Origin of the sequence: Enterobacter cloacae complex sp. IR5428 (assembly GCF_049238585.1) — a bacterium.
GTDB classification, from domain to species: Bacteria; Pseudomonadota; Gammaproteobacteria; order Enterobacterales; family Enterobacteriaceae; genus Enterobacter; species Enterobacter intestinihominis.
Genome location: NZ_JBMKHV010000006.1, coordinates 194623 through 219942, shown reverse-complemented (window position 1 = coordinate 219942; position 25320 = coordinate 194623). Strand labels below are relative to the sequence as shown.

Sequence of the window (25320 nt, the reverse complement as noted above, 5' to 3'; positions counted from 1 at the left end):
TTTACTCCTGTAGTGCGGATTGGGTTACCGGGCTGAGCTGCCCCGCATCGTTTCGAATGTGTCGCTTGCTGGCAAGCTCACGGGCAATGGAATCCACCAGTCGGCTGTTGAGTTTGTAGATAGCAAGGAGCGCCACCATGCAGAGGAACAGCCCGCAGGGGATCAGGGTGAACAGGGCATTGATGGTTGCGAGGACGTGAGGCGCCTGGTTTGCCTGTCCGGGCGCGTAATCCACCATGCCCAGCACCCAACCGACTACCGCCCCACCCAGCGCCAACCCAAACTTGATGGCAAACAGGGCGGTAGAAAAGACCAGCCCGTCCAGACGGCGGCCGCTGCGGTGTTCTTCGTAGTCCACCACATCGGAGAACATGGTCCATTGCAGCGGCGTGGTCAGGTTCTGAATAAAACTAAACACAATATTCAGACCGAATATCAGCCACACCTGCGAAGGAGGAATGAAGAAAATCAACGCGCCAAAAATAACGAAAGAAATAATGGTCCACTGATAGGCACGTACGCGATCAAATTTCCCCAGCAGGCGTTCAGATAATAATGCGCCGCTTAAGGATGCCACCATGCCGGAAACAATAAAGGCAAAGACCAGTTCAGGACGTAACAGAACATAGTTAACGTAATACATGGTCGCAGAGCCACGCGTCACGACGGCGGTTAACAGTAAAATATTAAACAGAAAAACAATTCGCCACTGGTTGTTGGCGGCCAGCAGTTTTAAATCCGTCAGCATCGAGCCGGAGGTGACATTGCGTGGCGAGTAACGCTCCCGGGTCATAAAGAAGCAGCAGAAGAATAAAATAATACCCAGCAGCCCCATCAGGCTCATGGCATAGAAATAACCTTTTTGCACATTCCCCTGACCTAATAATGAGACCAGCGGCAGCGCGATGACCGTTACAATCAACCCGCCGATAAACGACAGGCCAAAGCGCCAGGATTGCAGCGAGTGGCGCTCGCGCGGGTCGAGCGTCAGCGCGCCGGGCATGGCGCAGTATGGGACGTTAATCGCGGAGTAGATCAGGCTCAGGATGGCATAGGTTACGCAGGCATAGACAATTTTCGCCGTCTGCCCGGCATCCGGTACGTAGAAGGTAATCAGGCAGCTCACGCCAAACGGAATGGCAAACCAGAGCAGCCAGGGACGAAAACGACCGTGGCGGGTCTGAGTGCGATCCACCAGCGCGCCAATGCACGGATCGACAAACGCATCGATCACGCGCACCACTAAAAACATGGTGCCCATAATGGCCGCCGGCAAACCGAATACGTCCGTATAGAAATACGCGAGAAATAACGTTGCCGTTTGCCAGACCAGCGCGCTGGCCATATCACCGAGGCCATAACCTATTTTATCTTTGGTACGTAATACAGAGGAGATTGTCATTGTTATTTGCCTTTTTTTCAGGTTAAAACGTATTTCAACCAGTCGCGCATCATCCCGACGGATGTACGCGGTAAGGCTCAAGTATTAGCAACGCCCTGCCCACTAACAATTGTCTAAATTAACAGATAAATTATGATATTTGGTTTTTTGCTTTATTTGTGATGGTGAGCATATTCGCAGGAAAATAAAAAAGGCGAGGACAGATATCCTCGCCTTTTTCAGGTTATGCAGGTTTTACTTGTTCAGCTCTGCCAGGCTCAGCCAGGTTTGCACCACGGTGTCCGGGTTCAGGGAGAGGCTATCAATCCCCTCATCCATCAGCCAGGCCGCAAAGTCTTCATGGTCAGAAGGACCCTGCCCGCAGATCCCGACATATTTACCCTGTTTCTTCGCCGCACGGATGGCCATGGAGAGCAGCGCTTTCACCGCCTCGTTACGCTCATCAAACAGCTCAGAGACGACGCCGGAGTCGCGGTCCAGGCCGAGCGCCAGCTGCGTCATATCATTCGAACCAATGGAGAAGCCGTCGAAGTGCTCCAGGAACTGCTCGGCCAGCAGGGCGTTGGACGGAATTTCACACATCATGATGATCTTCAGCCCGTTCTCGCCGCGCTTCAGCCCCTGACGCGCCAGCTCATCCACCACCGCTTTCGCCTGATCCACGGTACGGACGAACGGGATCATGATTTCCACGTTGGTCAACCCCATGTCGTTGCGCACGCGTTTTACCGCCTCGCACTCCAGCGCGAAGCAGTCGCGGAAGCTTTCCGACACGTAGCGTCCGGCGCCGCGGAAGCCCAGCATCGGGTTCTCTTCTTCCGGCTCGTAGCGTTCGCCGCCCACCAGGTTGGCATATTCGTTGGACTTAAAGTCCGACAGACGCACGATCACGCGTTTCGGGTAGAAGGCCGCGCCGAGCGTGGCGATGCCTTCCGTCAGACGACCGACATAGAACTCTCTCGGCGAGTCGTAACCCTTCATCATCTCGCGGATTTCGTTTTGCAGCTTCGCGTCCTGGTCGTCAAACTCCAGCAGCGCGCGCGGGTGAACGCCGATCATGCGGTTGATGATGAATTCCAGACGCGCCAGGCCCACGCCTTCGTTCGGCAGGCAGGCGAAGTCAAACGCGCGATCCGGGTTACCGACGTTCATCATGATTTTCAGCGGCAGGTCCGGCATGGTATCCACGCTGGAGCTCTTCACGCTGAAGTCGAGGATATCGGCATACACGTAACCGGTATCGCCTTCGGCACAGGAGACCGTCACGTTCTGGTCGTCCTTCATGCGTTCGGTCGCGTCACCACAGCCGACTACCGCCGGGATCCCCAGCTCACGGGCAATGATAGCCGCGTGACAGGTACGGCCACCGCGGTTGGTGACGATAGCAGCCGCTTTCTTCATGATCGGCTCCCAGTCCGGGTCGGTCATGTCGGTCACCAGCACGTCGCCAGGCTGAATGCGATTCATCTCGCTGATGTCGTGGATCACTTTCACTGGACCGGCACCGATGCGGTGACCAATCGCACGACCTTCCGCGACAATTTTGCCCTGCGCGTGCAGGGTGTAGCGCTCCATGACCTGACCGCGCGAACGGACGGTTTCCGGACGCGCCTGCACGATAAACAGCTTGCCGGTGTGTCCGTCTTTGGCCCACTCGATGTCCATCGGACGGCCATAGTGTTTTTCAATCTGCACCGCCTGCTTTGCCAGCTCTTCCACTTCGGCGTCGGTGAGCGAGAAGCGATCCCGCTGCTCCTGCGGCACATCTTCAATGGTGACCTGCTTGCCATGCTCTTGCGTCGGGGCATAGATCATGCGGATTTTTTTCGAGCCCATGGTGCGGCGTACCACTGCCGGACGGTTAGCCGCCAGCGTAGGCTTGTGCACGTAGAATTCGTCAGGGTTCACCGCCCCCTGCACCACCATCTCGCCCAGACCCCATGCGGAGGTGATAAACACCACCTGGTCGAAGCCGGATTCAGTATCGATAGAGAACATCACGCCGGAAGAGCCCACGTCGGAGCGCACCATGCGCTGTACGCCTGCGGAGAGCGCGACGCCGCGGTGGTCATAGCCCTGATGCACGCGATAGGAGATGGCGCGGTCGTTGAACAGGGAAGCAAACACATGCTTCACCGCCACCAGTACCGCCTCGTAACCCTGGACGTTGAGGAAGGTTTCCTGCTGTCCGGCGAAAGAGGCATCCGGCATATCTTCCGCGGTAGCGGAAGAGCGCACGGCAAAGGAGGCCTGCGCGTCGTCAGCGGAGAGCTGGTTGTAGGCGTCATGGATGGCTTTTTCCAGTTCCGGCTGGAAAGGTGTGTCGATGATCCACTGGCGGATTTGCGCGCCGGCTTTGGCAAGCTCGGTGACATCATCAATATCCGTTTTATCCAGCAGGTCGTAAATGCGCTGGTTTACACCGCTCTGGTCTAAAAACAGGTTAAACGCATCGGCGGTTGTGGCAAACCCGTTTGGTACGGAGACACCCATACCGGACAGATTTGTAATCATTTCACCCAGGGAGGCATTTTTGCCCCCAACTCTGTCTACATCATTCATGCCGAGTTGGTTATACCAAAGCACCAGCGGTGACGAGCCATTGTTGGACATCGAAACAATCCTTTTGTGATATTTGATCGGAGTAAGAAACACCTGACTACGTATTTATACTGGCATATTTATTTCCGCTAAAAAAACGGTGAATCGTGTAAGCAATTTAAATTTTCAACTTTTCGGACAGTTTCCCCGCACTCGCTAACCCGATGATTCCTATAGATTCCGTCAAAAACCATAGAAATAACGCCGCTAATCAGAAAATGAAATCCACTTTTCAGGAAAATCAAAAACACCATTTCATTTTAAATTCAGATAAGTTCTTTGCTGTGCAATTAACTTTTTTAATTTATGCTTTCAGGCAATTACGTACGCTATTCAGGGTGGATAAAATGGATAATGCTGTCGATCGCCACGTTTTTTATATTTCTGATGGGACGGCGATTACCGCCGAGGTGCTGGGACACGCGGTGATGTCGCAGTTTCCGGTATCGATAAACAGCATCACGTTGCCGTTCGTGGAAAATGAGAGCCGGGCCAAAGCGGTCAAGGACCAGATCGACGCCATTTACCAGCAGACCGGCGTTCGTCCGCTGGTGTTCTATTCCATTGTGATCCCTGAGATCCGCAACATCATTTTGCAAAGCGAGGGCTTCTGTCAGGACATCGTGCAGGCGCTGGTTGCTCCCTTGCAAAGCGAGCTGAAGCTCGACCCGACGCCGATCGCTCACCGTACCCACGGGCTGAACCCCGGCAACCTGACCAAATACGATGCGCGTATTGCCGCCATTGACTACACTCTGGCGCACGACGACGGGATCTCGCTGCGCAATCTGGACCAGGCGCAGGTCATTTTGCTAGGTGTGTCGCGCTGCGGTAAAACCCCCACCAGCCTTTACCTGGCCATGCAGTTTGGCATTCGCGCCGCCAACTACCCCTTTATTGCCGATGATATGGATAACCTGGTGCTGCCCGCCGCGCTCAAGCCGCTCCAGCATAAGCTGTTTGGGCTGACCATCAACCCGGAACGCCTGGCGGCGATCCGCGAAGAACGTCGCGAGAACAGCCGCTACGCCTCGATGCGCCAGTGTCGAATGGAAGTCTCCGAAGTCGAAGCGCTGTACCGGAAAAATCAAATTCCCTGGCTGAACAGTACCAACTATTCAGTAGAAGAAATTGCCACCAAGATCCTCGATATCATGGGACTGAATCGCCGCATGTACTAATATGCTAGTACATTAATCCAGTTTCAGTTATTATCATGCCATCCTCGGGGCGACGTGCCCCGAACTTGAAATCAGCAGGGATTGGTTTAAGGTGATGCCCATCACTTCCCGGTAGTCTGCCGATGAAGCAAAAAATTTCTGAGACATTCCATGAACAAAACCGACGAACTGCGCACCGCGCGCATTGATAGCCTGGTCACCCCGGCTGAGCTGGCCCGGCTGCACCCCGTTTCCGCCGAGGTGGCGGACCATGTGACGGCCTCCCGTCGCCGCATCGAAAAAATTCTCAATGGTGAAGACAAACGTCTTCTGGTAGTAATTGGCCCCTGCTCCATCCACGACCTGGACGCGGCGATGGATTATGCACAACGCCTTCAGACGCTGCGCGGCACGTATCAGGATCGCCTGGAGATCGTGATGCGTACCTACTTTGAAAAACCGCGTACCGTCGTGGGCTGGAAAGGATTGATATCCGATCCCGATCTGAACGGTAGTTACCGGGTGAATCACGGCATTGCGCTGGCGCGTAAGCTGCTGCTACAGGTTAACGAGCTGGGCGTGCCGACCGCTACCGAATTTCTGGATATGGTGACCGGACAGTTTATTGCCGACCTCATTAGCTGGGGCGCGATTGGCGCGCGTACCACCGAAAGCCAGATCCACCGTGAAATGGCGTCGGCGCTCTCCTGCCCGGTGGGCTTCAAAAACGGAACGGACGGCAATACCCGCATCGCCGTTGATGCCATCCGCGCGTCACGCGCCAGCCATATGTTCCTCTCCCCGGATAAAAACGGCCAGATGACCATCTACCAGACCAGCGGCAACCCGTTCGGACATATCATTATGCGTGGAGGTAAAAAACCGAATTACCATGCAGAAGATATTGCCGCCGCCTGCGAAACGCTGGCGGAATTTGACCTGCCGGAGCATCTGGTGGTGGATTTCAGCCACGGCAACTGCCAGAAACAGCACCGCCGCCAGCTGGACGTCTGCGATGAAGTCTGCCAGCAGATCCGCAGCGGCTCGACCGCCATTGCAGGAATTATGGCGGAGAGCTTTATCAAAGAAGGCACGCAGAAGATCGTCGCCGGACAGCAAATGGTGTACGGCCAGTCGATTACCGACCCGTGCCTGAGCTGGGAAGACAGCGAGCTGCTGCTGGAGAAGCTGGCTTCAGCCGTGGACACGCGCTTTTAAAATCCTGCCGGGTGACGCTGCGCTTACCCGGCCTACGGTACGTGCCCTTCTCCCTCTCCCCGTGGGAGAGGGTTGGGGTGAGGGCATCAGACCGCACCTCTCCCCCAAATTTGATCCCCTCACACAATTTTCATAAAAACGCTTGCCGTGAATTTGCAGTTTATTGATAATGATTATCATTGTTACATTGATTGTTATTTATAAACATTATGTCACCGACCGATAACAGCGCGGCAACGCCAGTAAAAACACACACAGCGCCGTCCCCTGCTCCCACCGATCGCCGAATCGACAGCAAAAGCCTGTTGGGTGAGGAGGGACGGGTCATTATCGAGCATGACGGCCAGCACTACCTGCTGCGCCAGACCAATGCCGGAAAACTGATCCTGACTAAATAATCCAGACAACACATTCGCCAGCCACCCAGGTGATCCCCAGGCAGCCAGCGCTTTTCAATTCTTATGGAGAGTTGCTATGCCACACCTGCAATCCGTGTCTTTACGCCCGTCTCTTCTGGCGCTGGCAATTGTCAGCACCCTGCCGGGCGTTGCGTTTGCCGCCACAGACGATATCACCGTTACCGCCACCGGCAACGCCCGCAGCGCCTTCGAAGCCCCCATGATGGTAAGCGTGATTGACGCCACCGCGCCGGAAAACCAGACCGCCAGCTCCGCCGCCGACCTGCTGCGCAAGGTGCCCGGCCTGACGCTGGACGGCACCGGGCGCACCAACGGTCAGGACGTTAACCTGCGCGGTTACGACCGACGTGGCGTGCTGGTGCTGGTGGATGGCGTACGCCAGGGCACCGATACCGGACACCTGAACAGCACGTTCCTCGATCCGGCGCTGATCAAACGTATCGAAGTGGTACGTGGCCCTTCCGCCTTGCTGTACGGCAGCGGCGCGCTGGGCGGCGTAATTTCATATGACACCGTCGACGCCAGCGATCTGCTGGACGCAGGTAAAAATAGCGGCTATCGCGTATTTGCTACCGGTGCAACAGGCGATCACAGCATCGGGATGGGCGCCAGCGCCTATGGCCGCACCGATACCCTGGACGGTGTGGTCTCCTGGTCCAGTCGCGATCGCGGCGACATTCGCCAGAGTGACGGCGCGAGGGCGCCAAACGACGAATCCATCAACAATATGCTGGCGAAAGGCAGCTGGAAAATTGATCCGGCTCAGACGCTGAGCGGCTCCCTGCGCTACTACAACAACGACACGCAGGAGCCGAAAAACCCGCAGACCACGGATGCCAGCAGCAGTAACCCGATGACCGATCGTTCCACCATTCAGCGCGATGCCCAGCTTGGCTACCGCATTGCGCCAGCCGGAAACGACTGGCTGAACGCCGATGCGAAAATTTACTGGTCCGAAGCGCGGATCAACGCCCAGAACATCGACGCCAGCGGCGAGTTCCGTAAGCAGACCACCAAAGGCGGCAAAGTGGAAAACCGCACCCGCCTGTTCAGCGACTCCTTCGCCTCGCACCTGCTGACCTACGGCGGGGAATACTACCGTCAGGAGCAACACCCTGGCGGCGCGACCACCGGCTTCCCGGACGCTAAAATCGACTTCAGCTCCGGCTGGTTGCAGGATGAGATCACCCTGCGCGACCTGCCGGTAACGCTTCTCGGCGGGACGCGTTACGACAACTACCGCGGCAGCAGCGACGGTTACGACGACGTGGATGCGGATAAATGGTCATCACGCGCCGGGTTAACCGTGAGTCCAACCGACTGGCTGATGCTCTTCGGCTCTTACGCCCAGGCCTTCCGCGCGCCAACGATGGGCGAGATGTATAACGACTCAAAGCACTTCTCTATCGGCAGCTTCTACACTAACTACTGGGTGCCGAACCCGAACCTGCGTCCGGAGACCAACGAAACCCAGGAGTTCGGTTTTGGGCTGCGTTTTGACGATCTGCTACTCGCCAACGACGCGCTGGAGTTCAAAGCCAGCTACTTCGACACCAAAGCGAAAGATTACATCTCTACCACCGTCGATTTTGCGGCGGCCACTACCATGTCCTATAACGTACCAAATGCCAAAATCTGGGGCTGGGACATGATGGCGACCTACTCGACCAGCCTGTTCAACCTCGACGTGGCCTACAACCGCACGCGCGGGAAAGATACCGACACGGGTGAATATATCTCCAGCATCAACCCGGACACCGTCACCAGCAAGCTGGATATCCCGGTGGCGCAAAGCGGCTTCTCCGTGGGCTGGATCGGCACCTTCGTCGAACGTTCAACGCACATCAGCAGCAGCTACAGCGAGCAGCCTGGCTACGCAGTAAATGATTTCTACGTCAGTTATAAAGGCCAGCAGCAGTTCAAAGGCATCACCACCACCCTCGTGCTGGGGAACGCCTTCGACAAAGCCTACTGGTCACCGCAGGGCATCCCGCAGGATGGCCGCAACGGCAAGATCTTCGTCAGTTATCAATGGTAATTCCCTTCGGGGCAACGATTCAGAAGGATAAGATTATGGGTCACTACACACGCTGGCTTGAGCTTAAAGAAGAACATCCGGGTAAGTACGCCCGTGATATCGCCGGATTAATGCACATCAGCGAAGCAGAGCTGGCATTTGCGCGCGTTGGACACGACGCCTGGCGGCTGCGCGGTGAAATCCGCGAGATTCTGGCAGCGCTGGAGTCCGTGGGGGAAACCAAATGCATCTGCCGTAACGAATACGCCGTTCACGAACAGGTTGGAGCGTTTACTCACCAGCACCTCGGCGGTCATGCCGGGCTGGTGCTGAATCCGCGCGCGCTGGATCTGCGTTTGTTCCTCAACCAGTGGGCGAGCGCGTTTCACATTAGCGAAACGACCTCCCGCGGCGAACGTCAGAGCATTCAGTTCTTCGATCATCAGGGCGACGCTTTACTGAAGGTCTACACCACGGATCACACCGACGTTGCTGCCTGGGGCGACGTCCTGACCCGTTTTATCATTGCCGATAACCCCGCTCTGGCGCTGAAGGCTGTCGAAGCCCCCGCGCATTCCGACGGTGCAGATGCAGGCTCGGTGGAGAAAGAGTGGCGCGCCATGACCGACGTGCATCAATTCTTTAGCTTATTGAAGCGCCATAACCTGAGCCGCCAGCAGGCGTTTCGTCTGGTGAGTGACGATCTGGCCTGTAAGGTGGATAACAGCGCGCTGGCACAACTGCTGGAGAGGGCGCAACAGGACGGAAACGAAATCATGATCTTCGTCGGCAACCGCGGTTGCGTGCAGATCTTCACCGGTGTGGTGGAAAAACTGACGCCCATGAAGGGCTGGCTGAACATCTTCAACCCAACCTTTACCCTGCATCTGCTGGAGGAGACTATCGCGGAGACGTGGGTTACGCGTAAGCCCACGGCAGACGGACACGTTACCAGCCTGGAGCTGTTTGCTGCGGATGGAACTCAGATCGCCCAGCTCTATGGGCAGCGTACCGAAGGCGAGCCGGAGCAGAGCCAGTGGCGCCGCCAGATTGACGCTCTGACGCCAGAAGGGCTGGCCGCATGAAAAACTGGTTTGCCCTGCTCTGCGCCCTGCCGCTGGTCACCGTCGCCGCGCCGGAGAGAATTGTCGCCCTCGGCGGCGACGTGACGGAGATCGTCTACGCCCTCGGCGCGGAGTCTTCTCTGGTTGCGCGCGACAGTACCAGCCAGTGGCCGCAGGCGACAAACGCGCTGCCTGACGTGGGGTATCTCCGCCAGCTGAATGCGGAGGGAATTCTGTCCGTACGCCCGACGCTGGTGCTGGCAAGCGACCAGGCGCAACCCTCTCTGGCGCTGAAACAGGTTGAACAGAGCCACGTCCGGGTAGTTACCGTTCCCGGCACGCCTGACCTGCGCACGATTGACGAAAAAGTGCGAGTGATAGCTCAGGCGACGCATCATGAGGTGCAAGGGGAAACCCTGCGCAACTCGCTGCGTCAGGCGCTGGCGGCTCTGCCCTCAACACCGCTCAACAAGCGGGTGCTGTTTATCCTCAGCCACGGCGGAATGACCGCAATGGCGGCCGGGCAACAGACCGGCGCGAATGCGGCAATACGCGCCGCCGGGTTGCAGAACGCCATGCAGGGCTTTACCCGCTATCAGCCGCTCTCCCAGGAGGGGGTAATGGCCAGCCAGCCGGATCTGGTGGTGATTTCGCAGGACGGCCTTAACGCGCTGGGCGGCGAACAAAATCTGTGGAAACTGCCCGGCCTGGCGCAAACGCCAGCGGGGCGAAGCAAGCAGGTGCTGGCTATTGATGACATGGCCCTGCTGGGCTTCAGCGTCCGCACGCCGAAAGCCATACAACAGCTGCGTGCCAGAGCGGAGCAACTGCCCTGATGTCCCGGCGCATCACGTTATCGTTATGGCTTCTGGCGGGGTTGCTTACCGTCATGACGTTCATGGCTACCGGTTTTGGGGCGTTACGCCTGCCGGTGAACGTGCTGTGGAGCGGCAGCGATGAGACGCTACGCCAGATCTGGCTCACCATCCGTCTGCCCCGCGTGCTGCTGGCGCTGGTGATTGGCGGGTCGCTGGCGCTCGCCGGCTGCGTCATGCAGGGGCTGTTCCGCAATCCGCTGGCCGACCCGGGTCTGCTCGGGATCAGCAGCGGTGCGGCGCTGGCCGTCGCCCTGTGGGTGGTGCTCCCGCTCTCGCTGCCCGCGCTGGTGATGCTTTATGCTCCGATGCTGGCGGCATTTTTTGGGGCGCTGGCAGCCACAGGTGTGATCTTCCTGCTCAGCAAGCAGCGTGACACCTCTCTGTCACGTCTGTTGCTGGTGGGTATCGCCATCAATGCCCTGTGCGGTGCGGCAGTGGGTGTGCTTTCGTGGGTCAGCAATGACGCCCAGTTGCGTCAGCTTTCACTCTGGGGAATGGGAAGTCTCGGTCAGGCGCAGTGGTCAACGCTGCTCGCCGTGATCTCGCTGATGGTGCCTGCCGCTCTGGCGATCTGGCGTTGTGCCAGTGCATTAAATTTACTGCAACTGGGTGAAGAGGAAGCGCATTACCTCGGCGTGGACGTTGCCCTTGTACAGCGAATATTACTGTTATGCAGCGCTCTGCTGGTCGCTGCGGCTGTCGCCGTCAGCGGCGTGATTGGCTTTGTCGGACTCGTGGTGCCGCACCTGATGCGCATGTGGCTGGGCGCCGATCACCGGGCAACCCTCCCCGGCACGGTTCTCGCGGGCGCTTTTCTGCTGCTGGTGGCGGATACGGTAGCCCGCACTCTGGTCGCCCCGGCAGAAATGCCGGTCGGGTTGCTCACCAGCATCCTTGGCGCCCCCTGGTTCTTATGGCTCATTTTTCGTCGTGGAGAACAGCATGGCTGAACGTTATACGGCTGAAAATCTGACTTTTACCCGGTCTGGCCGCACGCTGACAGATAACGTTTCGCTGTCACTGTCGCAGGGAGAGCTGGTTACATTGATCGGTCCCAACGGCGCGGGGAAATCCACGCTGCTGCGACTGCTGACCGGCTACCTGAAACCCGACAGCGGCGGCTGTTCGCTGGCGGGGAAAGCGCTGGATGAATGGCACCCGGAGACGCTGTCCCGCTATCGGGCAGTGATGCGTCAGCATACTCAGCCTGGATTTGACTGGCTGGTAGAGGAGATCGTTGGAATGGGGCGTGCGCCCTGGTCGCGTCAACCTGAACCGTCGATTGTGCGTGAGGTGATGCAGCTGACCGGTTGCCTGCCGCTGGCTGGCAGACGTTACCATTCCCTCTCGGGCGGCGAGCAGCAGCGCATCCAGCTCGCCCGCGCGCTGGCGCAGCTGTGGCGTGAGGGAACGCCGCGCGGCTGGCTGTTTCTCGACGAACCCACTTCAGCGCTGGATCTCTACCACCAGCAGCATCTGCTGCGCCTGTTGAAATCGCTGACCCGTCTGGGTCATCTTCACGTCTGCGTGGTGCTGCACGATCTTAATCTCGCCGCGTTATGGTCGGACCGGATCCTGCTGTTACACAACGGCAGGATTGTTTCTCAGGGCATACCGGAGACGGTATTGCAGGCCGACGCGCTGGCGCGCTGGTACGGTGCGCAGGTGCACGTCGGCAGACATCCGGCGCACGCCGCGCCGCAGGTTTTTCTCGCCCCTTAGCTTGAGCAGCTCACTTCCAGTCGCTTGCCCCAGTCCGGCGGGCGGCTGACATAGTCATCCTCCCGGTCAGCAAACGGCGTGCGCAGGGCGATATGCAGCCGATGCAGCTCGGCATAATCCCCCTGCTCTGCCTGCTCAATAGCCCGCTGCGCCAGCCAGTTGCGCAACACCATCGCCGGGTTAACCGCCTTCATCCGCGTCTGGCGGGTATCGTCATCAATCTGTTCCTGCTGTAAACGCGCCCGGTAAGTGGCAAACCAGTCATCAAACGCCTGTCGATCGATGAACTCGTCACGCAGCGGTGAAGCGGCGCTCTGCTGCGCAGTCTGGCTCAGCATACGGAAGGTTCGGGTATAGTCGCTGCCTTCACGCGCCATGATGGCAAACAGCCCATTCAGCAGCGCGTTATCGCCTTTTTCCTGCGTCATCAGCCCCAGCTTGTTGCGCATTAACACACCATATTCCCGCAGCAAGACCTCCTGATAGGTGTCGAGCGCATCGTTCAGGGCATCGACGTCGATAAACGGCGACAGGCTTTGCGCAAGCCGCTGAAGGTTCCACAGCCCCACCGCAGGCTGGTTGTCGAAACGGTAACGCCCCTGATAGTCCGAATGGTTACAGATGTAACCCGGTTGATAGTCATCAAGGAAGCCGTACGGACCGTAGTCAAACGTCAGCCCTAACAGGGACATGTTGTCGGTATTCATCACCCCGTGGGCAAAGCCGACGGCCTGCCAGCGGGCAATCATTGAGGCGGTGCGCGCGACAATATCACGGAACCAGAGAACATAGCGGTCCGGTTCGTTTTGCAGGTGCGGCCAGTGACGTCGAAGGGCGTAATCGGCAAGCTGGCGGACTTTATCCGGCTCGCGGCGATAGTAGAAGTGTTCAAAATGGCCAAAACGCAGATGGCTTTCCGCCACGCGGATCAGCATCGCCCCCTGCTCTATCGTCTCACGGGCCACCGGCGTGTCGCTGGTGACAATGGACAGCGCGCGTGAGGTGGGGATCCCCAGGGCATGCATCGCCTCGGAAGCCAGACTTTCACGAATGGTTGAACGCAGCACCGCGCGGCCATCCCCCATGCGTGAGTACGGTGTTAACCCTGCCCCTTTCAGGTGCCAGTCGAGCGTTTCGCCATTCGGCAGAACCTGTTCACCCAGCAGGATGCCGCGACCATCGCCGAGCTGTCCCGCCCAGACGCCAAACTGATGTCCGCTGTAGACCTGAGCCAGAGGCTTCATGCCCGGAAGCAGCGTTTCGCCGCCCCAGACACCGGCGCCCTTTTCTGACTGAAAAAGTGTCGAAGGGATGCCAAGCGAATCCGCTAATGCATCGTTATGCCAGATAAGACGCGCGTTCTGTAAAGGCGTGGGCTTAAGCGCGGTGTAAAAGCCGGGTAATTCATCGTGCCAGTGAGCAGTAAAAGACAGGGTCATAAGTCCTCCTGCTTTAAGTGTAGAGGGTTTCCCTTGACGTAAACACGGGCGAAGAAAGGGGTTATTGCTGAACGAGGGTCGTTACGCGTTCTGCCGGGACGGCAGGCCACAGGGTTCCCTGCATTGCGCCAAAATTGAAGGGCAGCACGCGTTGTAAGATGCCGTGATCGTCAATTCCCGAGACCATGACCGACTGACAATGCGGCGCGATCTGCCAGAGAATGGCGCGCATAAATGGCTCGTAAGAGAGCGCCGAGACGCGCTGATGAATAAAGTTTTTATCCAGAATCACCCGTTTGAACAGACCATCATAAACCGGTTTAAGGGATGCAGCCCCTGCACCAAAGTTAGCCAGCACTAAGGGGAAATGGATCGCCATTCTTGCAAGCGTAAGATCGTCTTTCCCGTTATTTAAACCTGGATAGTTCTCATTAACAGTAAACTCAAGAAACGGATAACGATCAAGGATTGAAACAGCGTTCTCATTAGTTAATAAAAACTCAACAATTGCAGGTGTAATATTGATCCATGCAATTAACTGATGCTGAATAAAAAATAGCTTACAGGTATCGAGTAATTGCAGTTTTTCCTGAAACAGCACTAATTCATCTTCCTGAGAAAGATGAGGGATAACCAGTTCAGTCGGGATTCGTACGTCCGTACCCACGCCAGTAAAGTTAACCAAAATCTCTAAACCTTTAAGCAAACCTGCACTATCACGCGCCGGAAGGAGTAAAAGTTCAGACTGGTAAGCATTATCTAGCGTAATAATCATCGCCCTTGTCCTGCATTAAAGATGAGAGAGAACATCCTGGAGCAATTGCAGGCACAATTCCACTGTCTTGATTTTAATAAGATTAATTTCATTCTTTCCGTATTAATTTTCAGATTTTTCCCTGAATCTAAAATAATCTTATCCTGGTTATTGAATAATAGCCAGTTTTAGATAAAACAGGCACATGCTGACAAAAATAAGTGGGCAAAAATTTTACTTTAATCCACCCGCAAGAAAAGCCTGACGTCTATTTTCACCGCCAGGCCCTCCGCACTGCATCTTTATGCAGCGGTTAAATACGCCTGGCCTGCCAGAAATTTTTACGCCAGTAAACATTATCGAGAGAGGAGCGCATCACGCCGCGGCTGGTCGAGGCATGAATGAACTGATTATCGGTGTCATAAATGCCGACATGAAGGCCGCTTTCACCGGAACCTGTTTTAAAAAAGACCAGATCGCCGGGCAGGAGCTCGTCTTTATCAATTTCAGTGCCGATTTTCGCCTGCATACGCGTTTCACGCGGAAGCTGTAGGTCAAATTTATCGCGGAAAGTCATTAGCACAAATCCCGAGCAATCCACCCCGCCCCGGCTCATCCCGCCGTAGCGATAAGGGGTGCCGCGCCAGTTGCTGAGCTGATCGTTCAGGCTGGCAATGACCGTAATGGAGTCAGAAAGCCGTGGGTTAGGCGGAGGTGCACGATGGCTGCTGCATCCTGCAAGAAATAGCGCCGCAACAAGGAGAAACCAGAATCGCATTTCAGACGAATCCTCTGCTTTTTTTGTTCTTTCGGTAATTTAGCGTGCATCTATGCGGCTGTGCAAGAAAGGTTACTCCTGCGTCGTGGAAATGAGCATCTTGTGGCCTTCAATATCCAGCCTCCGGAACGACATGTGGTAAGCACTCGCAAGATTGGGGGCCGTCAGCACGCTGTCGCGCGTTCCGCTGGCAATCAGTTTGCCACGCGCCAGCAACCACACCCGATGCGCGTGGCGCAACGTATGGTTTAAATCATGGCTGCTCATCACAATGGCGATGCCCTTGCGACACAGCGCGCTGAGCAGAGTATCCAGCGCTGCCTGCTGGGCAACGTCCAGTCCGCTCATCGGCTCGTCCAGCAGCAGCAACCGCCCGTGAGGATTTCCCACCGGATGAACCTGAAGGATGACGGCGGCCAGACGCACGCGCTGCCATTCGCCACCGGAAAGCTGGCTGGCCTGTCGGGTGAGCTTATCGTCTAACCCGAGCGCCGCAGCAACGTCATGGAGCAATGCTACCTGATTTTTATCAGGCAGGTGCAGCGTCAGGTAGTGCCAGACGGGCATTGCAAAGGGCGGAACCTGCTGCTGAACCAGATAGCTTCGACGGGAGGCGAGTGTAGAGGGTAGCCAGTTGACGAGCGATTGCCCGAGAAAGGTAATCTCCCCTTCCCCGCGGGTCAGCCCCGCCATGCGCGCCAGCAGCGTGCTTTTTCCGGCGCCGTTAGGCCCAACCAGGTGAAGGATTTCACCTGCGTTGACTGCGGCGGTAACAGGCTCAAGACGTCCCTTCCCGGCAACGCCTGTGAGCTGCATCAGCAGCGTCATTATTTCGCCAGCGCCAGCTTGATTGATTCCATCACGATAGGATCTTCAGGCGTCATGTCAGGCGAGAAACGCTGCACGACCTGACCGTCACGGCCAATCAGGAATTTTTCGAAGTTCCACAGAATATCGTCCGGATAGAGCGGCGCGCGACCTTTGCTCGCCATACGCTCATAGAAACCACTCTCTTCAGGCGCAACGGCGGTCGGCGCCGCAGCCACCAGTTTGGCATACAGCGGATGACGATTTTCCCCGTTCACATCAATTTTGCTGAACATCGGGAACGTCACACCATAGGTTGTGCTGCAAAAGGTCTTAATCTCCTCTTCGCTGCCCGGCTCCTGGCCCAGGAACTGGTTGCACGGGAAGCCGAGTACGGTAAAGCCGTCTTTTTCCCAGGCTTTATGAATGTTTTCCAGCTGTTCATACTGCGGCGTAAGGCCACATTTCGATGCCACGTTCACGATGAGCAGTACCTTGCCCTTGTAGCCTTCCAGCGTGGTTTTCTCGCCGTCAATGGTAGTCACTTCGGTATTCAGAATATCAGACTGCATAGCATTCCCTCAGGTTGACTTACAGGTTGTGTTTTAACGTCCAGCTTTTAATAGTAGCCAGATAAAGACCGGTGCGCCCAGCGTTGCGGTCACCACGCCTATCGGCAACTCAGCGGCCGTCAGCGCAAGCCGGGCGATAATATCGGCAATCAGCAGCGTTGCCGCCCCGGCAACCGCCGAGGCAGGAAGCAGGGTTCGGTGGTCCGTAATACCGCACAGGCGCAGCATATGCGGGATCACCAGCCCAATAAAGCCAATCGCCCCCGCCAGCGCCACGCTTACGCCCACCATCCAGCCGATAGCGATAACCAGCACGTTGCGCCAGAAGCCAATCGGCATCCCGAGCTGGCGAGCAGACGTTTCGCCCAGCGCGAGAATATTAAGCGGCTGCGCCTGGAACGCCGTCCACAGGATGACCGGGATCAGGAGCACCATCAGCCACCCCTGACGCCAGTCAACGCCACCAAATCCCCCCATCATCCAGTACATTAACTGGCGCAGATCGAAAGAGGTGGAGAAGTAGACGGCCCATGTCATCAGCGCGCTACAGATGATCCCCAACGCTACCCCGGCAAGCAGCAGCCGGCTGGTGGATAAATGGCGACGAGCAAAGCGCAGAAGGATAAGGGTTATCAACAGCGCGCCAAGGATGGCGCTGAGGCTAATCCCCCAGGCGGAGAGCTCGCCTCCCCCCAGCATCACGGCGGCGATAAGCCCGACGCCTGCGCCATTCGACACCCCGAGAAGTCCGGGTTCCGCCAGAGGGTTTTCAAATAATGCCTGCATGATCGTGCCGCACAGCGCCAGCGCAGCGCCGACTAAAAGCACAGCCAGCGTCCGTGGCAGGCGGATCTGCCAGACAAAGAGCTGTCCCTCAGGCGTAAACCAGCTTTCCGGTCCCAGCCACCGATCGCCCGCACACAGGCTGACGGTGGTGGCGACAATCATCAGCACCCCGAGCAGACACAGGCGGCGGAGATCGGAGCGGTGCTGAAGACGGGCAAGATCAAGCATAGACGATAGGTTATCCGGTTGAGATATCATTGATTTTACGGCGGGTTTAGCAAATAGCGCAAAGAAAAAAGGCCGCGTGAGCGGCCTTTTTAGTTAGTTCATATTACTCTGCTTTGGGCGTTGCGTTTTCGACACGGCTTTTTAACTTCTGTCCGGGTCTGAAGGTCACCACGCGGCGGGCTGTAATGGGAATATCTTCCCCCGTCTTCGGGTTACGGCCCGGACGTTGGTTTTTGTCTCGCAAATCAAAATTGCCAAAGCCGGAGAGTTTAACCTGCTCACCATTTTCCAGAGCACGACGGATCTCTTCGAAAAACAGCTCTACCAGCTCTTTGGCATCCCGTTTGCTAAGCCCAAGCTTATCAAACAGATATTCTGACATTTCAGCTTTTGTAAGCGCCATAGGTTCAATCCCTCAATGATGCCTGGAATCGCTCTTTTAATGCCTCTACACATTTGGCGACGGTAGCGGCAATCTCCTCTTCTTCGAGTGTACGGCTGGTATCCTGAAGGATAAGGCTAATAGCGAGGCTCTTGAAACCTTCTGCTACGCCCTTGCCGCGGTACACGTCAAATAAGTTTACGCCAACTACCTGATTTACGCCAACTTTCTTACATTCGGCCAAAATATCTGCTGCGGGCACATTTTCAGCGACCACAACCGCGATATCACGGCGGTTTGCCGGGAAGCGTGAGACGTCCTTTGCCTGAGGAATGACGCGGTCTGCAACCGGGTTCCACTCCAGCTCGAATACGATGGTACGGCCATTCAGATCCAGCTTACGTTCCAGCTCCGGGTGAACAACCCCAATAAAACCAACACGTTTGCCGTCTAAATAGATCGCCGCACTCTGGCCCGGATGCAGGGCTGGAATCGCTTCTGCGCGGAATTCAATTTCGGATAATTTACCGGTCAGATCGAGAATCGCTTCCAGATCGCCCTTCATATCGTAGAAATCAACCGTCCCTTTTGCCAGGTCCCAGTGCTCTTCATAGCGGTTACCGCTGATGGCGCCGGCCAGCATGAGATCCTGACGGATGCCTAAATTGGCCTGAGTATCCGGTACAAAGCGCAAACCGCTTTCGAAAATACGCACGCGGTTCTGCTGACGGTTCTGGTTATAAACGATAGTACCCAGCAGTCCCGTCCACAGGGACAGACGCATCGCTGACATCTCGCTGGAGATCGGGCTTGGCAGGATCAGCGCTTCCTGACCCGGGTGGATCAGCTGTTGCAGCTTAGGATCAACGAAGCTGTAGGTGATCACTTCCTGGTAGCCTTTGTCGTTCAGCATGGTTTTCACACGCTTCAGTGACAGATCGGCTTCGCGATGGCTGCCCATCACCAGACCCGCCTGCACCGGCTCGTCAGGGATATTGTTGTAGCCGTACACGCGGGCCACTTCTTCCACCAGATCTTCTTCGATCTCCATGTCGAAACGCCAGGATGGCGCAACGGCTTTCCACTCATCCTGACCTTCAGTCACTTCGCAGCCCAGACGCGTCAGAATGTCGGTCACCTGCGCATCGGCAACGTGGTGACCAATCAAACGATCCAGCTTGCTGCGGCGCAGAGTAATGGTCGCACGCTTCGGCAGCGCCGCTTGGTTGGTCACATCGATAACCGGACCCGCTTCGCCGCCGCAGATGTCGATCAGCAGGCGAGTCGCACGCTCCATCGCTTTGTATTGCAGCGCAGGATCCACCCCACGCTCATAGCGGTGAGAAGCGTCAGTGTGCAGACCGTGACGGCGTGCGCGGCCGGTGATGGAGAGCGGGCTGAAGAACGCGCATTCCAGCAGGACGTTTTGCGTTTCGTCGTTGACGCCAGAGTGCTCGCCGCCGAAGATCCCGCCCATCGCCAGCGCTTTGTTGTGATCGGCAATTACCAGAGTGTCGGCGTTCAGTTTCGCTTCGCTGCCGTCCAGCAGAACCAGGGTTTCGCCCTCTTTCGCCATGCGCACAACAATACCCCCTTCGATACGATCTTTATCGAAGGCGTGCATTGGCTGGCCCAGCTCCAGCAGAACATAGTTGGTCACGTCAACCACAGCGTCGATAGAACGGATACCACAGCGACGCAGTTTCTCTTTCATCCACAGCGGGGTTGGCGCTTTAACGTTAATACCTTTCACCACACGACCGAGGTAGCGCGGGCAGGCCTCAGGCGCGTCAACCTGAATCGGCAGCACATCACTGATGGTTGCCTCAACCGGAGCGATCTCCGGCTCATTCAGTTCGGTCTGGTTCAGCACGGCCACGTCGCGGGCTACACCGATGATACCTAAGCAGTCGGCACGGTTTGGCGTCACGCTGATTTCGATGGTGTTGTCATCAAGCTTCAGGTATTCGCGGATATCGGTACCCACTGGTGCATCCTGCGGCAGCTCGATAATCCCGGAGTGATCGTCGGAAATGCCCAGCTCGGAGAAGGAGCACAGCATGCCTTCAGACGGCTCACCGCGCAGCTTAGCCGCTTTGATTTTGAAATCGCCCGGCAGTACCGCGCCGACGGTCGCCACGGCTACCTTCAGGCCCTGTCGGCAGTTTGGCGCACCGCAGACGATATCCAGCAGACGGTCACCGCCCACATTGACTTTTGTTACGCGCAGTTTGTCGGCGTTAGGGTGCTGACCACACTCAACCACTTCACCTACCACGACGCCGGTAAAGGCGCCAGAAACAGGATCCACGCCATCAACTTCCAGACCCGCCATGGTGATCTGGTTAGAAAGCGCGTCGCTGTCCAGCGTGGTGTTAACCCATTCGCGTAACCACAGTTCACTGAATTTCATTGTTCTTTCCTGCCCTTATTTAAACTGTTTGAGGAAACGCAGATCGTTTTCGAAGAACGCACGTAAGTCGGTTACGCCGTAGCGCAGCATGGTAAGACGCTCCATGCCCATACCGAACGCAAAGCCGGAGTATACTTCCGGATCGATACCTACGTTGCGCAGTACGTTTGGATGCACCATGCCGCAGCCCAGCACTTCCAGCCATTTACCGTTTTTACCCATCACGTCAACTTCCGCAGAAGGTTCAGTGAACGGGAAGTAGGACGGACGGAAACGAACCTGCAAATCTTCCTCAAAGAAGTTGTTCAGGAAATCGTGCAGTGTGCCTTTCAGGTTGGTGAAGCTGATGTTTTTATCAACAATCAGACCTTCCATCTGGTGGAACATTGGGGTGTGGGTCTGATCGTAGTCGTTACGGTATACGCGACCCGGCGCGATGATGCGGATCGGTGGAGCCTGCTCCTTCATGGTACGGATCTGAACGCCAGATGTCTGAGTACGCAGCAGACGGGTGGCGTCAAACCAGAAAGTGTCGTGGTCAGCGCGTGCCGGATGATGGCCAGGAATGTTAAGGGCATCGAAGTTGTGGTAGTCATCTTCAATTTCCGGGCCAGTCGCCACGGTAAAGCCGAGCTCACCGAAGAAACTTTCAATACGATCGATAGTACGGGTAACCGGATGCAGACCGCCGTTTTCGATACGGCGACCCGGCAGAGAAACGTCAATCGTTTCTGCCGCCAGACGCGCATTCAATACTGCGCTTTCCAGCTCGGCTTTACGTGCGTTCAGCGCCTGTTGTACCTGCTCTTTGGCTTCGTTAATCACTGCACCTGCTGCCGGGCGCTCCTCTGCTGGCAGTTCACGCAGGGTAGTCATCTGAAGGGTCAGATGCCCTTTCTTGCCCAGATATTCGACGCGGACATTGTCTAACGCGGCAACATCTGAGGCCTGGTTAATGGCGGCCGTTGCACTGGCAACCAGCTCTGCGAGATGTGACATGGTTTTCCTCATTATGTCGGTGCAGACACCGAATTGTTGGACGTAATCTCTCAAATTCAGGCACAAAAAAAGCCTCCATCGGGAGGCTTATCTGGCGCTGTTTTTCGTTTCATCTTTCACGCGCTAGCCTCCTGAAGTCAGGTGCTAAAGTAAAAGAAGAAGCGGAAAATAGCAGCATTCATGCTTGCGTTACCTTGTAGGGTAAAAACCGTTAAGACCTTATTGAAAAGCCTGGACGGGTAAATGTCAATCTTCTGATAAGGCGATATGAAAAGAGGGAGCAAAGCCCCCTCTTTCAACTGGCTTATGCCAGTGCTGCTTTCGCTTTTTCGACCAGAGCGGTGAACGCTACTTTGTCGAATACTGCGATGTCAGCCAGGATCTTACGGTCGATTTCAACAGAGGCTTTTTTCAGGCCGTTGATGAATTTGCTGTAAGAAATACCGTTCTGACGTGCTGCTGCGTTGATACGCGCAATCCACAGTTGACGGAACTGACGCTTACGCTGACGACGGTCACGGTAAGCGTACTGACCTGCTTTGATAACAGCCTGGAAGGCAACGCGGTATACGCGTGAACGCGCACCGTAGTAGCCTTTAGCTTGTTTCAAAATTTTCTTGTGACGTGCACGTGCAATTACACCACGTTTTACGCGAGCCATGTGTGCTCTCCTGTATCTATTCTAAGTTAAAAAAGTTAAACGTTAACGACTTATGCGTACGGCAGGCACGCGATGACCAGGCCCAGATCGCCTTTAGAAACCATGGCTTTTGGACGCAGGTGACGTTTACGCTTGGTAGCTTTCTTAGTCAGAATGTGACGCAGGTTAGCGTGCTTGTGCTTAAAACCACCTTTACCGGTTTTTTTGAAGCGCTTAGCAGCACCGCGTACGGTCTTAATTTTTGGCATTTTAATAACTTCCACTTCGCATTGTTAAATAAACGAAACATAGGCGAACAAAACCTATGGGGCCCGAAGGCTCCACAGATTTTGCTGCTTGAAGGCCTTACTGTTTCTTCTTAGGAGCGAGCACCATGATCATCTGGCGGCCTTCGATCTTCGTTGGGAAGGATTCGACTACTGCCAGTTCACTCAGATCTTCACGGACGCGGTTAAGCACTTCCATACCAATCTGTTGGTGGGCCATCTCACGACCGCGGAAACGCAGCGTGATCTTGGCCTTATCGCCATCTTCCAGAAAGCGAATCAGGCTGCGGAGTTTTACCTGATAATCGCCATCGTCGGTACCAGGACGGAATTTGATTTCCTTAACCTGGATAACTTTTTGCTTCTTCTTCTGTTCCTTAGAAGATTTACTCTTTTCATAAAGGAACTTGCCGTAGTCCATAATACGACAAACTGGCGGTTCGGCGTTAGGGCTGATTTCAACTAAATCTACTCCAGCTTCTTCAGCTTTTTCGATCGCTTCTCTCAGACTCACAATCCCCAGTGGTTCACCTTCAAGATCTGTTAAGCGAACTTCCTGGGCGCGAATCTCGCCATTGATACGATTCGGACGTGCCGTTTGAACTCGTTTTCCGCCTTTAATACCTTATTCCTCCAGTTGTTGAAGACTGCGGCTGCGAATCTCTTGTTGCAGCTTCTCAATCACTTCACTTACGTCCAGGCTCCCCAGGTCTTTACCACGGCGGGTGCGAACGGCAACTTTGCCTGCTTCCACCTCTTTATCACCACAGACCAACATATACGGGACACGACGTAAAGTGTGCTCGCGGATTTTAAAGCCAATCTTCTCATTTCTCAAGTCTGCTTTTACGCGAATGCCCGCATTTTGTAGTTTCTGCGTCAATTCTTTAACGTAATCCGCCTGAGAATCGGTAATGTTCATCACAACTACCTGCACTGGCGCAAGCCAGGTTGGGAAGAAGCCCGCGAACTCTTCAGTCAGGATGCCGATGAAGCGCTCCAGTGAACCGAGAATCGCACGGTGAATCATAACCGGCACCTGACGCTCGTTGTCTTCGCCAACATAAGAGGCGCTTAAACGCTGCGGCAGGGAGAAGTCCAGCTGTACCGTTCCGCACTGCCATGCGCGATCGAGGCAGTCATACAGGGTAAATTCAATTTTTGGACCGTAGAATGCGCCCTCGCCCAGCTGGTATTCGAACGGAATACCGTTCTCTTCCAGCGCCACGGCGAGATCCGCCTCTGCGCGATCCCATGTCTCATCGCTACCGATACGTTTTTCCGGACGCGTTGAGAGTTTGACCACGATCTTCTCGAAGCCAAAGGTGCTGTACATATCGTAGACCATACGAATACAGGCGTTAACTTCATCACGTACCTGATCTTCAGTACAGAAGATATGCGCATCATCCTGAGTAAAGCCACGAACACGCATCAGACCGTGCAGCGCACCTGATGGCTCGTTACGGTGGCAGCTACCGAACTCCGCCATACGCAGCGGCAGATCGCGGTAGGATTTCAGACCCTGGTTGAAGATCTGAACGTGGCCCGGACAGTTCATTGGCTTGATGCAGTATTCACGGTTCTCAGACGAAGTGGTGAACATCGCATCTTTGTAGTTGTCCCAGTGGCCGGTTTTTTCCCACAGCACACGGTCCATCATGAACGGGCCTTTCACTTCCTGATACTGGTACTCTTTCAGCTTGGAGCGCACGAACGTTTCCAGTTCACGGAAGATTGTCCAGCCGTCGTTATGCCAGAACACCATCCCCGGCGCTTCTTCCTGCATATGATACAGGTCAAGCTGCTTACCGATTTTACGGTGGTCACGCTTAGCCGCCTCTTCCAGGCGTTGCAGGTACGCGTTCAGGGCTTTCTTATCGGCCCACGCGGTACCATAGATACGCTGCAACATTTTATTGTTGCTGTCGCCACGCCAGTAGGCGCCTGCGATTTTCATCAGTTTGAAGTGATGACAGAAGCGCATATTCGGCACGTGCGGTCCACGGCACATGTCGACATATTCTTCGTGATGGTACAAGCCAGGCTTGTCATCATGAGCGATGTTTTCATCAAGAATCGAGACTTTATAGCTCTCGCCGCGCTTCACGAAGGTTTCACGCGCTTCATGCCAGCTGACTTTCTTCTTGATGACGTCATAGTTCGTTTCGGCGAGCTCATGCATACGTTTTTCGAGCGCGTCGATATCTTCCTGTGTCAGGGTGTGGTCAAGGTCAACGTCGTAGTAGAAGCCGTTGTCGATAACCGGGCCGATCGCCATTTTGGTGTTGGGCCACAGCTGCTTAATAGCATGACCTAACAGGTGCGCACAGGAGTGACGAATGATCTCCAGACCTTCTTCGTCTTTCGCGGTGATGATCGCAAGCGTTGCATCGCTTTCAATCAGATCGGACGCGTCTACCAGCTCACCGTTTACGCGGCCTGCAATGGTTGCTTTTGCGAGTCCAGGACCGATATCCAGTGCAACATCCATTGGGCTTACAGCGTGGTCGAAATGGCGTTGGCTGCCATCAGGAAGAGTAATTACAGGCATTTTATATCCTTATTTGCAGTGATGCCCCACACATAAGAGCATATACAAAGAAAATAATCGTGATTAAACAGTAGATTACGAAACCATCTGACCAACAATCGTCAAATTGGTTCGTCATCATGCACCTGCCGATTCAGATAAATGCGGATTTACGGCAAGCAGCGTAATGGTAACACTATTAACAGGGCGAATGCACCTTC

At 55.5% G+C, this 25320-nt stretch carries 24 protein-coding genes and 1 other annotated feature; of the genes, 8 read left to right on the top strand and 16 right to left on the bottom strand.

What is annotated here, in order from left to right:
* Nucleotide 1: 1 nt before the first annotated feature.
* The gene (locus ACOTXC_RS11145; protein ID WP_421767646.1) at nucleotides 2–1402 is read right to left on the bottom strand and encodes an MFS transporter; all 1401 of its coding nucleotides are present in this window, start codon (nucleotides 1400–1402) and stop codon (nucleotides 2–4) included.
* A 234-nt stretch (nucleotides 1403–1636) separates the two neighbouring features.
* Nucleotides 1637–4015: a phosphoenolpyruvate synthase gene (gene ppsA, locus ACOTXC_RS11140; protein WP_023305974.1), complete on the bottom strand. Its 2379-nt coding sequence runs from the start codon at nucleotides 4013–4015 to the stop codon at nucleotides 1637–1639.
* Between the two features lie 335 nt (nucleotides 4016–4350).
* On the opposite strand from ppsA, the gene ppsR reads away from it, so the two are divergent.
* From ppsR to ACOTXC_RS11100, 8 genes are all read left to right on the top strand, one after another.
* Nucleotides 4351–5184: a posphoenolpyruvate synthetase regulatory kinase/phosphorylase PpsR gene (gene ppsR / locus ACOTXC_RS11135; RefSeq protein WP_017384644.1), complete on the top strand. Its 834-nt coding sequence runs from the start codon at nucleotides 4351–4353 to the stop codon at nucleotides 5182–5184.
* 150 nt (nucleotides 5185–5334) lie between these two features.
* The gene (aroH, locus tag ACOTXC_RS11130) at nucleotides 5335–6381 is read left to right on the top strand and encodes a 3-deoxy-7-phosphoheptulonate synthase AroH (protein ID WP_045309066.1); all 1047 of its coding nucleotides are present in this window, start codon (nucleotides 5335–5337) and stop codon (nucleotides 6379–6381) included.
* Nucleotides 6382–6590: 209 nt separating this feature from the next.
* Nucleotides 6591–6779 carry a hemin uptake protein HemP gene (gene hemP, locus ACOTXC_RS11125; protein WP_022647850.1) on the top strand — a complete coding sequence of 63 codons (189 nt, stop codon included), beginning with the start codon at nucleotides 6591–6593 and terminating at the stop codon, nucleotides 6777–6779.
* A 76-nt stretch (nucleotides 6780–6855) separates the two neighbouring features.
* A complete protein-coding gene (locus ACOTXC_RS11120) occupies nucleotides 6856–8838 on the top strand; it encodes a TonB-dependent hemoglobin/transferrin/lactoferrin family receptor (protein WP_421767645.1) in 1983 nt (660 codons plus the stop codon).
* Between the two features lie 35 nt (nucleotides 8839–8873).
* The gene (gene chuS / locus ACOTXC_RS11115; RefSeq protein WP_038417025.1) at nucleotides 8874–9902 is read left to right on the top strand and encodes a hematinate-forming heme oxygenase ChuS; all 1029 of its coding nucleotides are present in this window, start codon (nucleotides 8874–8876) and stop codon (nucleotides 9900–9902) included.
* Nucleotides 9899–10717 carry a heme/hemin ABC transporter substrate-binding protein gene (locus ACOTXC_RS11110; RefSeq protein WP_421767644.1) on the top strand — a complete coding sequence of 273 codons (819 nt, stop codon included), beginning with the start codon at nucleotides 9899–9901 and terminating at the stop codon, nucleotides 10715–10717. The genes chuS and ACOTXC_RS11110 overlap by 4 nt, the downstream gene beginning before the upstream one ends.
* A complete protein-coding gene (locus ACOTXC_RS11105; protein ID WP_023299913.1) occupies nucleotides 10717–11709 on the top strand; it encodes a FecCD family ABC transporter permease in 993 nt (330 codons plus the stop codon). The genes ACOTXC_RS11110 and ACOTXC_RS11105 overlap by 1 nt, the downstream gene beginning before the upstream one ends.
* The gene (locus tag ACOTXC_RS11100; protein ID WP_417929909.1) at nucleotides 11702–12481 is read left to right on the top strand and encodes a heme ABC transporter ATP-binding protein; all 780 of its coding nucleotides are present in this window, start codon (nucleotides 11702–11704) and stop codon (nucleotides 12479–12481) included. Before ACOTXC_RS11105 ends, ACOTXC_RS11100 begins: the two co-directional genes overlap by 8 nt.
* On the opposite strand, the gene selO is transcribed toward ACOTXC_RS11100, so the two are convergent.
* From selO to thrS, 14 genes are all read right to left on the bottom strand, one after another.
* Nucleotides 12478–13920, bottom strand: a complete 1443-nt coding sequence (gene selO / locus ACOTXC_RS11095; protein WP_421767643.1) for a protein adenylyltransferase SelO — start codon at nucleotides 13918–13920, stop codon at nucleotides 12478–12480. The two genes, ACOTXC_RS11100 and selO, sit on opposite strands and share 4 nt — an antisense overlap.
* 61 nt (nucleotides 13921–13981) lie before the next feature.
* Nucleotides 13982–14695 (bottom strand): EAL domain-containing protein, encoded by a 714-nt coding sequence (locus ACOTXC_RS11090; RefSeq protein ID WP_421767642.1) that lies wholly within the window; start codon nucleotides 14693–14695, stop codon nucleotides 13982–13984.
* Between the two features lie 292 nt (nucleotides 14696–14987).
* Nucleotides 14988–15452, bottom strand: a complete 465-nt coding sequence (locus ACOTXC_RS11085) for an NlpC/P60 family protein (protein ID WP_015570730.1) — start codon at nucleotides 15450–15452, stop codon at nucleotides 14988–14990.
* A gap of 72 nt (nucleotides 15453–15524) precedes the next feature.
* The gene (gene btuD, locus ACOTXC_RS11080; RefSeq protein WP_046618262.1) at nucleotides 15525–16280 is read right to left on the bottom strand and encodes a vitamin B12 ABC transporter ATP-binding protein BtuD; all 756 of its coding nucleotides are present in this window, start codon (nucleotides 16278–16280) and stop codon (nucleotides 15525–15527) included.
* The gene (locus tag ACOTXC_RS11075) at nucleotides 16280–16831 is read right to left on the bottom strand and encodes a glutathione peroxidase (RefSeq protein WP_022650905.1); all 552 of its coding nucleotides are present in this window, start codon (nucleotides 16829–16831) and stop codon (nucleotides 16280–16282) included. Before ACOTXC_RS11075 ends, btuD begins: the two co-directional genes overlap by 1 nt.
* A 33-nt stretch (nucleotides 16832–16864) precedes the next feature.
* Nucleotides 16865–17845 carry a vitamin B12 ABC transporter permease BtuC gene (gene btuC, locus ACOTXC_RS11070; RefSeq protein WP_023305965.1) on the bottom strand — a complete coding sequence of 327 codons (981 nt, stop codon included), beginning with the start codon at nucleotides 17843–17845 and terminating at the stop codon, nucleotides 16865–16867.
* Between the two features lie 103 nt (nucleotides 17846–17948).
* Complete coding sequence (ihfA, locus tag ACOTXC_RS11065) at nucleotides 17949–18248, bottom strand: integration host factor subunit alpha (protein WP_003857805.1); 300 nt, start codon at nucleotides 18246–18248, stop codon at nucleotides 17949–17951.
* A gap of 4 nt (nucleotides 18249–18252) precedes the next feature.
* Nucleotides 18253–20640, bottom strand: coding sequence for a phenylalanine--tRNA ligase subunit beta (pheT, locus tag ACOTXC_RS11060; RefSeq protein WP_063849310.1), 2388 nt, complete (start codon nucleotides 20638–20640; stop codon nucleotides 18253–18255).
* A gap of 15 nt (nucleotides 20641–20655) precedes the next feature.
* On the bottom strand, nucleotides 20656–21639 hold the full coding sequence (pheS, locus tag ACOTXC_RS11055; protein WP_022647837.1) for a phenylalanine--tRNA ligase subunit alpha: 984 nt from the start codon (nucleotides 21637–21639) through the stop codon (nucleotides 20656–20658).
* Nucleotides 21640–21701: 62 nt separating this feature from the next.
* Nucleotides 21702–21826: a sequence feature (Phe leader region), on the bottom strand.
* Nucleotides 21777–21821, bottom strand: a complete 45-nt coding sequence (gene pheM / locus ACOTXC_RS11050) for a pheST operon leader peptide PheM (RefSeq protein WP_001386830.1) — start codon at nucleotides 21819–21821, stop codon at nucleotides 21777–21779. (Overlaps the previous feature by 45 nt.)
* A gap of 117 nt (nucleotides 21827–21943) precedes the next feature.
* Entirely contained in the window at nucleotides 21944–22300 is a 357-nt protein-coding gene (gene rplT / locus ACOTXC_RS11045) for a 50S ribosomal protein L20 (RefSeq protein WP_000124850.1), read from the bottom strand.
* Nucleotides 22301–22350: 50 nt separating this feature from the next.
* Nucleotides 22351–22548 carry a 50S ribosomal protein L35 gene (gene rpmI, locus ACOTXC_RS11040; RefSeq protein ID WP_001124225.1) on the bottom strand — a complete coding sequence of 66 codons (198 nt, stop codon included), beginning with the start codon at nucleotides 22546–22548 and terminating at the stop codon, nucleotides 22351–22353.
* 97 nt (nucleotides 22549–22645) lie between these two features.
* On the bottom strand, nucleotides 22646–23188 hold the full coding sequence (gene infC / locus ACOTXC_RS11035; RefSeq protein WP_059443439.1) for a translation initiation factor IF-3: 543 nt from the start codon (nucleotides 23186–23188) through the stop codon (nucleotides 22646–22648).
* Nucleotides 23189–23191: 3 nt separating this feature from the next.
* The gene (thrS, locus tag ACOTXC_RS11030; RefSeq protein WP_006809077.1) at nucleotides 23192–25120 is read right to left on the bottom strand and encodes a threonine--tRNA ligase; all 1929 of its coding nucleotides are present in this window, start codon (nucleotides 25118–25120) and stop codon (nucleotides 23192–23194) included.
* Nucleotides 25121–25320: the final 200 nt, after the last annotated feature.